This is a genomic window from Nocardioides sp. CCNWLW216 (genome assembly GCF_037120545.1).
Lineage (GTDB): Bacteria > Actinomycetota > Actinomycetes > Propionibacteriales > Nocardioidaceae > Nocardioides > Nocardioides lianchengensis.
Map to the genome: position 1 here is coordinate 132,179 of NZ_JBBBBJ010000005.1, position 13,057 is coordinate 145,235.

14 protein-coding genes are annotated in these 13,057 nt (G+C 72.8%); 7 read left to right on the top strand and 7 right to left on the bottom strand.

The genetic code is table 11. The features are described from left to right. Positions 1–96: 96 nt before the first annotated feature. Entirely contained in the window at positions 97–2,694 is a 2,598-nt protein-coding gene (clpB, locus tag V7S47_RS13285) for an ATP-dependent chaperone ClpB (RefSeq protein ID WP_336561992.1), read from the bottom strand. Between the two features lie 192 nt (positions 2,695–2,886). On the opposite strand from clpB, the gene V7S47_RS13290 reads away from it, so the two are divergent. The 7 genes from V7S47_RS13290 to V7S47_RS13320 all read left to right on the top strand — a co-directional run bounded on the left by V7S47_RS13290 (position 2,887) and on the right by V7S47_RS13320 (position 7,863). Beyond that, the gene (locus V7S47_RS13290) at positions 2,887–3,600 is read left to right on the top strand and encodes a hypothetical protein (protein WP_336561993.1); all 714 of its coding nucleotides are present in this window, start codon (positions 2,887–2,889) and stop codon (positions 3,598–3,600) included. 28 nt (positions 3,601–3,628) lie between these two features. Continuing rightward, entirely contained in the window at positions 3,629–4,225 is a 597-nt protein-coding gene (locus V7S47_RS13295) for a hypothetical protein (RefSeq protein ID WP_336561994.1), read from the top strand. Beyond that, complete coding sequence (locus V7S47_RS13300; protein ID WP_336561995.1) at positions 4,222–5,709, top strand: hybrid sensor histidine kinase/response regulator; 1,488 nt, start codon at positions 4,222–4,224, stop codon at positions 5,707–5,709. Before V7S47_RS13295 ends, V7S47_RS13300 begins: the two co-directional genes overlap by 4 nt. A gap of 41 nt (positions 5,710–5,750) precedes the next feature. Next, the gene (locus V7S47_RS13305; protein WP_336561996.1) at positions 5,751–6,368 is read left to right on the top strand and encodes a sulfite oxidase-like oxidoreductase; all 618 of its coding nucleotides are present in this window, start codon (positions 5,751–5,753) and stop codon (positions 6,366–6,368) included. Beyond that, positions 6,365–7,066: an FAD-binding oxidoreductase gene (locus tag V7S47_RS13310; RefSeq protein ID WP_336561997.1), complete on the top strand. Its 702-nt coding sequence runs from the start codon at positions 6,365–6,367 to the stop codon at positions 7,064–7,066. The genes V7S47_RS13305 and V7S47_RS13310 overlap by 4 nt, the downstream gene beginning before the upstream one ends. A gap of 16 nt (positions 7,067–7,082) precedes the next feature. After that, a complete protein-coding gene (locus V7S47_RS13315) occupies positions 7,083–7,301 on the top strand; it encodes a hypothetical protein (protein WP_336561998.1) in 219 nt (72 codons plus the stop codon). A 100-nt stretch (positions 7,302–7,401) separates the two neighbouring features. Beyond that, positions 7,402–7,863, top strand: coding sequence for a DUF5994 family protein (locus V7S47_RS13320; RefSeq protein ID WP_336561999.1), 462 nt, complete (start codon positions 7,402–7,404; stop codon positions 7,861–7,863). A gap of 4 nt (positions 7,864–7,867) precedes the next feature. Here V7S47_RS13320 and V7S47_RS13325 read toward each other — a convergent pair whose 3' ends face one another. From V7S47_RS13325 to dnaK, 6 genes are read right to left on the bottom strand one after another with little or no spacing between them, the layout of a single operon-like run. After that, positions 7,868–8,551 (bottom strand): GNAT family N-acetyltransferase, encoded by a 684-nt coding sequence (locus V7S47_RS13325; protein ID WP_336562000.1) that lies wholly within the window; start codon positions 8,549–8,551, stop codon positions 7,868–7,870. Further along, the gene (locus V7S47_RS13330; RefSeq protein WP_336562001.1) at positions 8,548–8,841 is read right to left on the bottom strand and encodes a hypothetical protein; all 294 of its coding nucleotides are present in this window, start codon (positions 8,839–8,841) and stop codon (positions 8,548–8,550) included. Before V7S47_RS13330 ends, V7S47_RS13325 begins: the two co-directional genes overlap by 4 nt. Positions 8,842–8,876: 35 nt before the next feature. Further along, positions 8,877–9,314 carry a heat shock protein transcriptional repressor HspR gene (locus V7S47_RS13335; protein ID WP_336562002.1) on the bottom strand — a complete coding sequence of 146 codons (438 nt, stop codon included), beginning with the start codon at positions 9,312–9,314 and terminating at the stop codon, positions 8,877–8,879. Between the two features lie 16 nt (positions 9,315–9,330). Continuing rightward, the gene (gene dnaJ, locus V7S47_RS13340) at positions 9,331–10,530 is read right to left on the bottom strand and encodes a molecular chaperone DnaJ (RefSeq protein ID WP_336562003.1); all 1,200 of its coding nucleotides are present in this window, start codon (positions 10,528–10,530) and stop codon (positions 9,331–9,333) included. Between the two features lie 40 nt (positions 10,531–10,570). Beyond that, entirely contained in the window at positions 10,571–11,119 is a 549-nt protein-coding gene (gene grpE / locus V7S47_RS13345; RefSeq protein WP_090859957.1) for a nucleotide exchange factor GrpE, read from the bottom strand. Beyond that, a complete protein-coding gene (gene dnaK / locus V7S47_RS13350) occupies positions 11,116–12,981 on the bottom strand; it encodes a molecular chaperone DnaK (RefSeq protein WP_090859959.1) in 1,866 nt (621 codons plus the stop codon). Before dnaK ends, grpE begins: the two co-directional genes overlap by 4 nt. Between the last annotated feature and the right edge of the window lie 76 nt (positions 12,982–13,057).

Here is a 13,057-nt window from a genome sequence, read left to right on the forward strand (position 1 = left end):
AGAGGCCCGGTCACGGGCGAGAGGCGTGGGCCCCGGGCCGCGCGCAGGCGCGACCCGGGGCCCACCCGGGCACGTCGACGATCGGCGTGAGCCCGATCAGCTCCCGCGGAGCACCAGCCCGCCGCCCTCGGCGACGTCGACGTGGACCGCGGCCCCGTCGCCGACCTCGCCGGCGATCAGCAGCTTGGCCAGAGCGTCCCCGATCGAGGTCTGGATCAGCCGGCGCAGCGGCCGGGCGCCGTACGCCGGGTCGTAGCCGGTCTCGGCCAGCCAGCGCTTGGCCTCGTCGGCGACCGTGATCGTGATCCGGCGGACCGCCAGCCGCTTCTCCAGCAGCGCCAGCTGCAGGTCGACGATGTGGGTCAGCTCCTCGGGCGTCAGCGCGTCGAAGGTGACGACCTCGTCGAGCCGGTTGAGGAACTCGGGCTTGAAGGTCGAGCGGACCACCGACATCACCGACGACCGCTTGGTCTCGGGGTCCAGGGTCGGGTCGACGAGGAAGTTCGAGCCGAGGTTGCTGGTCAGGATCAGGATCGTGTTGCGGAAGTCGACCGTGCGACCCTGGCCGTCGGTCAGCCGGCCGTCGTCGAGCACCTGCAGCAGGATGTCGAAGACCTCCGGGTGCGCCTTCTCCACCTCGTCGAGCAGGACCACGGAGTACGGCCGGCGGCGGACCGCCTCGGTGAGCTGGCCGCCCTCGTCGTACCCGACGTAGCCGGGAGGGGCCCCGACCAGGCGGGCGACCGAGTGCTTCTCGGAGTACTCGCTCATGTCGATGCGGACGATGGCCCGCTCGTCGTCGAAGAGGAAGTCGGCCAGCGACTTGGCCAGCTCGGTCTTGCCGGTGCCGGTGGGGCCGAGGAACAGGAAGGAGCCGGTCGGTCGGTTCGGGTCGGCGATGCCCGCGCGCGAGCGTCGTACGGCGTCACTGACGGCGGTGACCGCGGCCCGCTGGCCGATCAGCCGCTCGCCGAGCACGTCCTCCATCTTCAGCAGCTTGGCGGTCTCGCCCTCGAGCATCCGGCCGGTCGGGATGCCGGTCCAGGCCTCGACGACCTCGGCGACCTGCTGGGCGCCGACCTCCTCGCCCACCAGGGGCGCCTCGTCGGTCTCCACGGTCTCGGCGTCGGAGGCCTTCGTGATCCGCCCCTCGAGCTCGGGGATCCGGCCGTAGAGCAGCTCGCTGGCCTTCTCGAAGTCGCCGTCGCGCTGCAGCCGCTCGGCCTCGATGCGCAGCTGGTCGAGCTGGCGGCGCAGCTCGCCCTCGCCCTCGAGCGAGGACTTCTCCCGCTCCCAGCGGGCCTCGAGGCCGCGCAGGTCCTCCTCCTTGTCGGCGAGGTCCGCGCGCAGGTCGGCGAGCCGGGCCTGGGAGGCGGCGTCGCTCTCGCGACCCAGGGCGAACTCCTCCATCTTCATCCGCTCGACCTGGCGGCGGAGCTGGTCGATCTCCTCCGGGGAGGACTCGATCTCCATGCGCAGCCGCGAGGCGGCCTCGTCGACCAGGTCGATGGCCTTGTCGGGCAGCTGGCGGCCGGTGATGTAGCGGTCGGAGAGCGTGGCGGCGGCGACCAGCGCGGCATCGGTGATCCGCACGCCGTGGTGGGCCTCGTACTTCTCCTGGATGCCCCGCAGGATCTGGATGGTGTCCTCGACGCTGGGCTCGCCGACGAAGACCTGCTGGAAGCGGCGCTCCAGCGCCGGGTCCTTCTCGATCCGCTCGCGGTACTCGTCGAGGGTGGTCGCGCCGATCATGTGCAGCTCGCCGCGGGCCAGCATCGGCTTGAGCATGTTGCCGGCGTCCATCGCCGAGTCGCCGCCGGCGCCCGCGCCGACGACGGTGTGCAGCTCGTCGATGAAGGTGATGACCCGACCCTCGGCCTCCTTGATCTCGTCGAGCACCGACTTCAGCCGCTCCTCGAACTCGCCGCGGTACTTCGCGCCGGCCACCATCGCGGCCAGGTCGAGACTGAGCACCCGGCGGCCCTTCAGGGAGTCGGGGACGTCGCCGTCCACCACGCGCTGGGCGAGCCCCTCGACGACGGCGGTCTTGCCGACGCCGGGCTCGCCGATCAGGACCGGGTTGTTCTTGGTGCGCCGGCTCAGCACCTGGATCACGCGCCGGATCTCGGAGTCGCGGCCGATGACCGGGTCGAGCCGACCCTCCTCGGCGGAGGCGGTCAGGTCGACGGAGTACTTCTCCAGCGCCTCGTACGTCGACTCCGCGTCCTGGCTGGTCACGCGGCGGTTGCCGCGCACCGCGCTCAGGCTCTCCCGCAGGCCGTCGGCGCTCAGGCCGGCGTCGGCCAGCACCTTCTGGGCGGCGCTCTCGACGGTCGCCAGCGAGATGAACAGGTGCTCGGTGGCGACGTACTCGTCGTTCATGCCGTTGGCGAGGTCGAGCGCGCCGGCGAGCACCCGGGTCAGGGCCGGGGACGCCTTGGGCGTCTGCACGCTCGACCCGCTGGCCTTCGGGAGGGTGTCGCGCTGGGCGGCGGCCGCGCGGACCAGCGCGGCGGGGTCGGCCCCGGCCTTGGTCACCAGGGAGGCGGTCGTCCCGCCCTCCTGGAGCAGCAGGGTCACCAGCAGGTGGATGGGCTCCACGGTGGAGTTGCCCGCCGTCGTCGCGGCGAGCTGGGCGGCCTCGATCGCCTCGCGGCTGCGCGTGGTGAACTTGTCGGCGCCGAACTGGCTCATGTGCGTCGTCTCCTGGTCTGTGCCTGGTCGGTGACTGGTCTCGCGAATGCTCCGGCGGGGCAGTCTCCCCCGCCATCGGGATCAACGCACCACAAGTTGAGTCTGTTCCGCTCAAGTTTGGCGGATTTCGGGCGATTCTTCCCGTGGTGGCCCACCCTTCCTTACCCTCGAGCCCTAGGGGGAAGGATTGAGATGACCGCGATGTCGGTGATCAGCGCGAGCGCACTCGCCCACGGGGTCCACTACGGCCTGATCGTGGGCGGGCTCGTGGGCATCAGCGCGCTCCTCGCCCCGGCCCTGGTCGCCCGGCTGCGTCCCGTCCCGGCCCCGGCGTACGACGAGCACGCGGTCCGGGTCGCCGACCTGCGCAGCCGGATCGCCACCGGGACCCTGGCCACCGTCGCGCCCGGTCCCCGCCCGGCCCCGGTGTCGCCCGCGCGCGGAGGCCGGAGCGACCTCCCGGTCGCCGTGGTCGCGAGCGCGGCCGCCGCCGGCGTGCACGCGGCCGTCGCCCCCGCCCACCTGGCCGGCGGGTTCGCCATCGGCGGCTTCTTCCTGCTCTGCGCGACCGCCCAGCTCGCCTGGTCCGCGCTCGTGCTGCGCCGCAGCACCGAGCCGCTGCTCGTCCTCGGCGTCGTCGGCAACGTCGTGGTGCTCCTGATCTGGCTGGCCTCGCGCACCGTCGGTATGCCGGGGGTCCACGGGGTGGAGCCGTTCGGGCCGTGGGACCTCGCGTGCGCCGCCTGGGAACTGCTCGTCGTCGGCGGGTGCCTGGCCCGGCTGGCCCACGGTCCCGTCGAGGATCGCGTGGCTCCCTGGCAGACGTGGAGCACGTCCGCCCTCGTCCTCCTCGGCGGCTCGGCCTTCGCGCTGCTCGTCCTGACCTTCAGCGGAGCGTCGTCATGACCACACCACACGGACCGGAGGCCCGGGGATGAGCTGGCAGATCGGCCTGGTGGCCAACGGCATCATCATGGTCGCGTACCTGTTGATCTCGATCTCGATCGTGGTCCCGCTGGCTCGCAGCGGACAGCTGCGCACCAACCCCCTCGGCGGCGCGACCGCCGCGATCTTCTTCTCCTGCGCGGTCCACCACGGCGCCCACACCATCCACATGCTGGTGGGCGGCACGGCCGGCGAGGCGATGAAGATCGCGTGGACCTGGCCGATGGCGATCTCCGACATCTTCGGCGCCGCGATCGGCGTCTACTACTGGACGCTGCGGCGCACCTACGCCTCGCTGATGGAGGGTGCCCAGCTCTTCCAGGACCTGCGGCTGCGCGAGCAGCAGGCCCTGGAGCTGAACGACAGCGTCCTGCAGGGGCTGGTGGTCGCCAAGATGGCCCTCGACCTCGAGCAGCCGACCAAGGCCCGTGAGGCCCTGGCCACCTCGATCGACTCGGCGAGCCGGATCATCACCGACCTGCTCGGCAACTCGCCGTTCGACGTCGACCTGCGGCGCAGCACCCCGGCGATGACCGAGCCCGAGGACCCGCCCACCGGTCCGCCCACCGACAGGGCGGTCCCGTGAGCGCCGTCCCGAGCCCCAAGGCGCTGCGCACCGTCATCGTCGACGACACCGAGGACCTGCGCGAGCTGCTCCGCTTCGCCCTCACCCGCGGCGGCTTCGACGTCGTCGCCGAGGCCGGCGACGGCCGGCAGGGCATCGAGATCGTCCGCGAGCTCCGCCCCGACCTGGTGCTGCTCGACCTGTCGATGCCGGTCATGGACGGGCTGGAGGCGCTGCCGAGCATCCGGCGCCTGGTGCCGAAGGCGACCATCGTGGTGCTGTCCGGGTTCGGCGCCACCCAGATGTCGGCCCGGGCCCTGGCCGCCGGCGCCGACGGCTACGTCCAGAAGGGCACCTCGCTCTCCACGATCCTCGACTACGTCCGCGACCTCGCGATCGGCGTCGACCCGCAGGTGCCGCCGACGCTCGCCGTCGTCCCGGAGGCCGAGGCCGCCGCCCCGTCCGCCCCGTCCGCCCCGTCCGCTCCGGAGGCGACCCGGATCGAGAGCGGACCGACCGACACCGCGCCCGCCGGCGCCCAGGCGGAAGGCACCCACGTGTCGGCGTGGGAGGCGCTCAGCATGGCGCCGTACGGCGTCATCGAGCTCGCCGACGAACCGCTGTTCCGGGTCGTCTACGCCAACGCCACGGCCCAGCGGCAGCTGGCCAAGCGGGCCGCACCCGGCACCCCGCTCAGCCTCGCCTCCGCCGAGCTCGCGACCCTGGTCGCCTTCCACCGGCTCGACTCGGACGCCTCGTTCGAGGTGCGCCTCGACGGCGGGACCGCCCGGGCCACGATCCGCCGTACCGGCTGGTCGGTCATGGTCTACCTCGACTCCGCCTCCGACGACGTCGGGCTGCTGCGCCGGGCCATCGCCACCACCGCCCACGAGATCCGCGGCCCGGTCTCGGTCATCTGCGGCATCGCCGAGACCATCGGCTGGTCGTCGTCCGAGCTCGACCCCGAGCAGCGGCAGCGCCTGATGGAGTCGGTCGCCCGGCAGGCCCGGATCCTCGACAGCATCACCGCCGACCTGCTCACCGCGGCCCAGATCCAGCGCGGCACCCTGCGCATCGACCTCCAGACCGTCGACCCGCGCGCGGCCGTCGAGGCGGTGATCGCCGACCGGTACGACGTCGCGGTCAGCGTCGAGGACCTGCGCGCCGTGCGCGCCGACCCGCTGCGGCTGGAGCAGATGCTCAGCAACCTGATCGGCAACGCCCACAAGTACGGGCAGCCGCCGTACAGCGTCCGGATCCACCCGGACGGCGACCACGTCCGCCTCGACGTCGTCGACCAGGGCGACGGCGTCCCGGAGGAGTTCCGCGACCAGCTGTTCCGCGAGTTCGCGCGGGCGCACGGCACCGTCGCGACCGGCACCGGGCTCGGCCTGCACGTCGTCCGGACCCTCGCCGAGGCGCAGTCCGGGAGCGTGTCCTACGCCCCCGGTCCCTACGGCGGGTCGGTGTTCAGCATCCGGCTGCGGGCGGCCGTCGGGCGCTGACGCGTCACCTCCCCGACACACCCGTCGGGCAGAATGGGGCCGTGCCCGTCACCCGTGGATTCATCGGCAAGCGCCGCGACCGCGGCGAGCGCGCCGACCGACTGCCGCCCGGTCAGTACGACACCGGCCAGGGCTGGCCGACGCTGACCGCCGAGGTCACGCCGCATCTCGTCCCCGAGCAGTGGACGATGACCGTCGACGGTCTCGTCGACACGCCCCGCACCTGGTCCTGGCGCGAGCTGCACGCGCTGCCCGGGTCGTCGTACTTCGGCGACATCCACTGCGTGACGACCTGGTCGAAGTTCGACGTGACCTTCGCCGGGGTCAGCGTCGACGCGCTCCTCGAGGCCGCCGGCCCGCAGCCCGAGGCGGCGTACGTCATGGCGCACTCGACCACCGGCTACACCACGAACCTCCCGCTCGCCGACGTCACCGGAGGCAAGGCCTGGGTCGTGTGGGAGTACGACGGGAAGCCGCTGCCCGTCGAGCACGGCGGCCCGGCCCGACTGCTGGTCCCCCACCTGTACTTCTGGAAGTCGGCCAAGTGGGTGACCCGGCTGGAGCTGATGGCCAAGGACCGGCCCGGGTTCTGGGAGCAGAACGGCTACCACGACCGCGGCGACCCGTGGCTGGAGCAGCGCTACCAGGGCGATCCGTGAGTTCCTCCGCCCCCGCTGGCGGGTGGACCACCGGACGGCTGATCGACGTCCAGCGCCCGTCCGACAGACTGGTCCGGCTGCGCTTCCACGTCGAGGGCCGGGTCGACCACTGGCCCGGCCAGCACTACGTCCTGCGGCTGCGCGCCCCCGACGGCTACACCGCCCAGCGGTCCTACTCCATCGCGTCGGACCCGCACGACCCGCTGCTGGAGCTGATGATCGAGTGCCTCCCCGACGGGGAGGTGTCCGGGTTCATGCACGACGTCGCCGAGGTCGGGGACGAGTTCGAGCTGCGCGGACCGATCGGCGGCTGGTTCACCTGGACCGGCGAGCAGCCGGCGATCTGCGTCGTGGGCGGCTCGGGCGTCGTACCCGCCGTCTCGATGGCCCGCTACGCGAAGCGGCTCGGCCTCGCCGACTCGTTGCGCGTCGTCGCCGTCGGCCGCACGTACGACGACCTGCCCTACGCCGCCGAGCTCGAGAAGTACGGCGCCTTCCTCGCCCTCACCCGCGAGAACCTCGGCGACCGCGTCGCGCACCCGCCCTGGCCCGACGAGCTGGCGCCGCTGGCCGAGGGCGCCGAGCGGGCCTACGTCTGCGGCTCGGTCGGCTTCGCGTCGTTCGCCACCCGCCTGCTCGGCGAGGTGGGCGTCCGCAGCGACACGATCCGCGTGGAGCAGTTCGGCGCGACCTCGTGATGGTTACCGGGGCGGCATGACCCGGGACCGCGAGACCGCGCAGGGCGAGCTCGTCTGGGCCGCCGCCGAACGGCTGTGGGAGGAGACCGGCGCGCCGGTCGCCGACACCGCCGTCGCCGAGGCCGCCGGGATCGACCTCGACGACGTGCGGGACTGGATCGAGCAGGCCGCGGGCGTGCGGTTCGAGATCACCCGCGACGGCGCGAGCCGCGCCGTCGTAGCGCCGTTGCGCTGACGCGTCCGGCCCGACGGCGACGACCGGCGTACGCTGGCAGGAACAGACCGTCGAGGCTGCGCCCGCCGGGCGCGCGTTCCGGTCGAGAGGCGCGACCGTCATGACGACGTCCACCACCACCACCCGCGTGCCGCTCCGCGTGGCCCTCGCCGACGAGAGCAGCCGCGACACCCTCGACGGCGGGTGGTGGCCGCAGAGCCGCGACCTGGCCGTCGAGCTGGCCGACCTGGTCGACCACTTCCCGGAGGGCCGGCCGCGGATCGTGCGCGTGCTCTACTCGCCGCCGGACTGGGAGAACCCGCCGCGGCGGGTGCAGGTCGCGGGCGGCTGGGTGAAGACCGGCGCGTTCCCCCGCGACGACACCCACCTGGTGCTGCTCACGACGGCCACGTCCGACCGGCGGGTGCTGCGGCTGCTCGTCGTACCGCCCGGGCTCACGCCGGGGCAGGGCGACGAGGCGCTGCTGGCCGCGTCCAGCCGGGGCAACGACCGTCCCGCCGCCGACCTGCTGCGCACGGTGACCGAGCACCCGGACGTCGACCCGCGGGACCACTGGAGCTGACCGGTCAGGCCGTCGGCACCCGGTAGCCGTGGAAGACCACTTCGCGACGCACGGTGAACCCGAGCCGCCCGTAGACGCCGAGCGCGGTGGTGTTGGCCGAGACGACGTGCAGGAAGACGCCGTCGCCACGGGCGCGGATGCCGTCGGCGACGGCGGTGACCAGCCGGGCCGCCAGCCCGCGGCCGCGGGCCTCGGGGGCGGTGCAGACGGCGCTGACCTCGGTCCAGCCGGGCGGGCTCAGCCGCTCCCCCGCCATGGCGACGAGCACGCCGGCGTCGCGGACCCCGACGTACCGGCCCATCGACGGGGTCTCCGCCCAGAACGGGCCGGGGCGGGTGCGGGCGGCCAGCTCCAGCATCTCGGGGACGTCGGCCGCGCCGAGCTCGACCACCTCGGGGCCCGCGCCGAGCGCGGGCAGCGGCCCCGCGACCAGCTGCAGCCCCGGCAGGTGGAAGACCGGCTCCCAGCCGGCGGGCGCGACGACCGGCAGGCTGTAGAGGTCGGCCACCTCGCCCGGCCCCACGAGCGCGGCCAGGTCGGCCCAGTCGTCGGGCGTGGGGTCGAGCGGCAGGGTCAGGAACGAGGCGACCTCCGGGCGATAGCCGCTCACGCGGCCCCGGTGCCGGGCCAGGTGGGCGTGGCGGTCGCGCAGCGACTCCGCCACCGGGAGGTCGAGGACGTCGGTCACGGAGGAAGCCTGCCAGGCCCCGTCGACCCGCAGGACCGCCGGCCCGGGCCGCACGTCGGCCGGCAGAAGGTCCAGGTGACCTGGCCCAGCCGGTCGTCCGCCGCGGTCCCGGCGTCGGCGGTGCCGAGCAGCCAGGTCCGATCGCCCTGCACCAGCTCCAGCCGGACGTCGCGGAGCGGTCGCTCCGGCGGTCCGTCGTACGCGCACGACTCGCAATCCGGCGGCGACGGGCACGGCGCGGCTGCCAGTCCTAGCAGGGCCAGGAGCAGGGCGATCAGCGGGCGGCGCATGCCTGGTGGACGTCGCGCCGGGCACGGACGGTTCCTCAGGGACGCCCGCGGCGCCAGACCACCAGTGACTGGCCGGGGTCGGGCGAACGGAGCACGGGCAGCCGGCTCGGCGGCGCGTCCGTACGACGGGCCGAGAGCGCCTGGCGCAGCGCCTCGCGGGTCGCCTCGAGCTCGGCGACGAGCTCGGCGTTGCGGGAGGCCAGCGCGGCCATCCGGTTCTCGAGGTCGAGGATGCGTCGTACGCCCTCGATGCCGATGCCGGACGACGTCAGGTCGGCGATCTCGCGGAGCCGCTCGACGTCGCGGTGGGAGTAGCGCCGACCGCCGCCGCCGGTGCGACCGGGCGTGATCAGACCCATCCGCTCGTAGGTGCGCAGCGTCTGCGGGTGCAGCCCGCTCAGCTCTGCGGCCACGCTGATCACGAACACGGCGGCGTCGGGCCCCGGCGCCTCGAAGGGCGGCCGGGGCCTCATCGCCTGCTCCCGTGGATCACGACCCCGCCTGATCGAAGAGGTTCGCGCGCAGCGGGGTGCCGGCCATCGCGTCGCGGTAGGCCTCGACGGCCGCCCGCGCCCGGTCGTGCAGGTTGGCCGGGACGTGCACGTTGACCGTGGCCAGCAGGTCACCGGTGGTGCCGTCGGCCTTCTTGGCCCCCTTGCCGCGCACCCGGAAGGTGCGCCCGTTGGGGGTGCCGGCCGGGATCTTCAGGGTGACCGGCGAGCCGCCCAGGGTGGGGATCTTCACCTCGGCGCCCAGCGCGAGCTCGTCGAAGGAGACGGGCACGTCGATGGTGAGGTTGTCGTCCTTGCGGTTGAAGACCCGGTGCTGGCCGACCTTGACGGTGACGTAGAGGTCGCCCGCCGGACCGCCGTTCTCGCCGGCCCCGCCCTTGCCGCGCAGCCGGATCCGCTGCCCGTCCTTGACCCCCGCGGGGATCCGGGCCTGGATGGTGCGCGCGGAGGTGCCGCGCCCCGAGCCGTGGCAGACCGGGCAGGGGTCGTCGTAGACCAGCTGCCGACCGCCGCAGGTCGGGCAGGTCTCGTTCATCGAGAACCCGCCGCCGACCGACGCGACGACGTAGCCCGCCCCCTCGCACTCCGGGCAGACGTGCGGCTTGGTGCCGGGCTTGCCGCCGGTGCCGTTGCACTCCGTGCAGGCCGAGTCGGAGGTCAGCCGCAGCGCGATCGTGACGCCCTCGAGGGAGTCGTTGAAGCTGATCGTCGCCGTGCTCTCGACGTCGGGGCCCTTCTTGACCCGGCGCGACTGCTGGCGCCGTCCGCCGCCCCCGAAGAGGTCGCCGAACATGTCGCCGAAGCCGCCCCCGGAGCCACCGCCCGGCGCCCCGCCGGCCCGCTCGCGGAGCAGGTCGTCGAGGTTGAAGCCGGTGCCGGCGCCACCGAACCCGGGGCCACCACCGCTGTAGCGGTAGCCCCCCGAGCCCGAGGCGTACGACGAGCGGAACTCGTCGTACTTGGCGCGCTTGGCCGGGTCGCCCACGACGTCGTAGGCCTCGGCGACCTGCTTGAACTTGTCGTGCTTGGCGGTGTCGCCCGGGTTGGAGTCGGGGTGGTTGGCGCGCGCCAGCCGGCGGTAGGCCTTCTTGATCTCGTCGGCCGTGGCGTCCTTCTTGACACCCAGCTCGGCGTAGAAGTCCTTCTGGGCCCAGTCGGCCCGGAAGTCGTCGCTCATCCGCGCACCCCCTCTCCTCGTGTCGTCATGGCGCTCCCGCTCAGGCCGTCGGCCCGGCGGGCGGGTCGACCACCAGCACCTGCGCCGCGCGCACGACGCGGTCGCCGATCCGGTAGCCGGCCTTGGCGATCACCTTGCAGGTGGTCACCTCGACCTCCGGGTCCTCGCCCACGTGGCTGAGCGCCTCGTGCAGGCTCGGGTCGAAGGCGTCGCCGGGCGCGCCGTACTTGGTCAGGCCGGCGGCCGCCACGGTGCGCTCGAGCTGCTCGGCGACGGTCTTGAAGCCGTCCTCGAGCGGCGCGTGCTCCCGCGCGCGGTCGATCGTGTCGAGCACCTCGGTGATCGGCGCGAGCGCGGCGTACGTCGCGTTCTGCTTGATCAGGTCGCGGTCGCGCTCGACCCGGCGCTTGTAGTTGACGAACTCGGCCTGCAGCCGCTGGAGGTCGTCGGTGCGCTCCGCCAGGTGGCGCTGCGCGACGGCCAGCTCGTCCTCGGGCTCAGCCGGCTCGGCCGGGCCCTCGGCCGGAGGAGCAGACTCCTGCTCCTCCGGCTCGGGGGTGACCGACTCGTCCGGGGACGAGTCGGTCACTTCTGCTCACCGTCCGTGGTGTCGTCCGCCGGGGTCTCGTCGACGATCTCGGCGTCCACGACGTCGTCGTCGGACTCGCCGGTCGCGCCGGTCGCCCCGCCGGCCGCGGCGGAGTCGGCCTCGGCCGCGGCGTACATGGCCGCGCCCATCTTCTGGCTCGACTCGCCCAGCTTGCTGACGCCGGCCTGGAGCTCCTCGGCCGAGGCCTCGGCGTTCTCCAGGGTCGCCTTCAGGGCGTCGACGTCGGCCTGGACCTCGGTCTTGACGTCCTCCGGGATCTTCTCGGCGTTGTCGGCCAGGAACTTCTCGGTCGTGTAGACGAGCTGGTCGGCCTGGTTGCGGGTCTCGATCGCCGCGCGACGCTGGGCGTCCTCCTCGGCGTACTGCTCCGCCTCCTTGACCATCCGGTCGATGTCGTCCTTCGACAGCGCGGAGCCGCCGGAGATCGTCATCGACTGCTCCTTGCCGGAGGCCTGGTCCTTGGCGTGGACCTGGACGATGCCGTTGGCGTCGATGTCGAAGGTGACCTCGATCTTCGGCACGCCGCGCGGGGCCGGCGGGAGGCCGGTCAGCTCGAAGTTGCCGAGGGGCTGGTTCTGGCCCCACATCTGGCGCTCGCCCTGGGCGACCTTGATCTCGACCGACGGCTGGTTGTCGTCGGCGGTCGTGAAGATCTCGGACCGCTTGGTGGGGATGGTGGTGTTGCGCTCGATCAGCGTGGTCATCACGCCGCCCTTGGTCTCGATGCCGAGGGACAGCGGGGTGACGTCGAGGAGCAGCACGTCCTTGACCTCGCCCTTGAGGACACCGGCCTGCAGCGCGGCGCCGACGGCGACGACCTCGTCGGGGTTGACGCCCTTGTTGGGCTCCTTGCCGCCGAGCAGCTCCTTGACGACCTCGGTCACGGCCGGCATCCGGGTGGAGCCGCCGACCAGGACGACGTGGTCGATCGCGGAGACCGCGACGCCGCCGTCCTTCAGCACGCTCTGGAACGGCGCCTTGGTGCGGTCGAGCAGGTCCGCGGTGAGCTTCTGGAACTCGCTGCGGGTGAGCTTCTCCTCGAAGTGCAGCGGGCCGGACTCGCCGTGGGTGATGTAGGGCAGGTGGATCGTGGTCTCGGAGGACGACGACAGCTCGATCTTCGCCTTCTCCGCGGCCTCCTGGAGGCGCTGCTTGGCGATCTTGTCGGCGCCGAGGTCGACGCCGTTGTTGTCCTTGAACTTCTTGATCATCCAGTCGACGACCCGGGCGTCCCAGTCGTCGCCACCGAGGTGGTTGTCACCGGAGGTGGCCTTCACCTCGACGACGCCCTCGCCGATCTCGAGCAGGGACACGTCGAACGTGCCGCCACCGAGGTCGAAGACGAGGATGGTCTGGTCGTCGCCCTTGTCGAGGCCGTAGGCCAGCGCTGCCGCGGTCGGCTCGTTGACGATCCGGCTCACGTTGAGGCCCGCGATCTCGCCGGCCTCCTTGGTGGCCTGGCGCTGGGCGTCGGAGAAGTACGCCGGGACGGTGATCACCGCGTCGGTGACCGTCTCGCCGAGGTAGGCCTCCGCGTCACGCTTCAGCTTCTGCAGCACGAAGGCGCTGATCTGCTGAGGGGTGAAGTCCTTGTCGTCGATCTTCTGCTTCCAGTCGGTGCCCATGTGGCGCTTGACGGAGCGGATGGTCCGGTCGACGTTGGTGACCGCCTGACGCTTGGCCACCTCGCCGACGAGCACCTCGCCCGACTTGGCGAAGGCGACGACCGACGGGGTCGTGCGAGCGCCCTCGGCGTTCGCGATGACGGTGGGCTCTCCGCCCTCCAGGACCGAGACGACGCTGTTCGTCGTCCCGAGGTCGATGCCGACCGCACGTGCCATGTTCTCGATACCTCCGTGTGAAGACTGCGGGGAAGACTCAGCGGACCATCTTGCAAGGCCTCGCCGTGTCGAGCAA

Coding starts and splice junctions, on each gene's coding strand:
- V7S47_RS13330 (WP_336562001.1), bottom strand. CDS start 8,841: ATGCGCCGCCCGCTGATCGCCCTGCTCCTGGCCCTGCTAGGACTGGCA.
- V7S47_RS13320 (WP_336561999.1), top strand. CDS start 7,402: ATGACGACGTCCACCACCACCACCCGCGTGCCGCTCCGCGTGGCCCTC.
- clpB (WP_336561992.1), bottom strand. CDS start 2,694: ATGAGCCAGTTCGGCGCCGACAAGTTCACCACGCGCAGCCGCGAGGCG.
- V7S47_RS13295 (WP_336561994.1), top strand. CDS start 3,629: ATGAGCTGGCAGATCGGCCTGGTGGCCAACGGCATCATCATGGTCGCG.
- dnaK (WP_090859959.1), bottom strand. CDS start 12,981: ATGGCACGTGCGGTCGGCATCGACCTCGGGACGACGAACAGCGTCGTC.
- V7S47_RS13315 (WP_336561998.1), top strand. CDS start 7,083: ATGACCCGGGACCGCGAGACCGCGCAGGGCGAGCTCGTCTGGGCCGCC.
- V7S47_RS13290 (WP_336561993.1), top strand. CDS start 2,887: ATGACCGCGATGTCGGTGATCAGCGCGAGCGCACTCGCCCACGGGGTC.
- dnaJ (WP_336562003.1), bottom strand. CDS start 10,530: ATGAGCGACGACTTCCGGGCCGACTGGGCCCAGAAGGACTTCTACGCC.
- V7S47_RS13335 (WP_336562002.1), bottom strand. CDS start 9,314: ATGAGGCCCCGGCCGCCCTTCGAGGCGCCGGGGCCCGACGCCGCCGTG.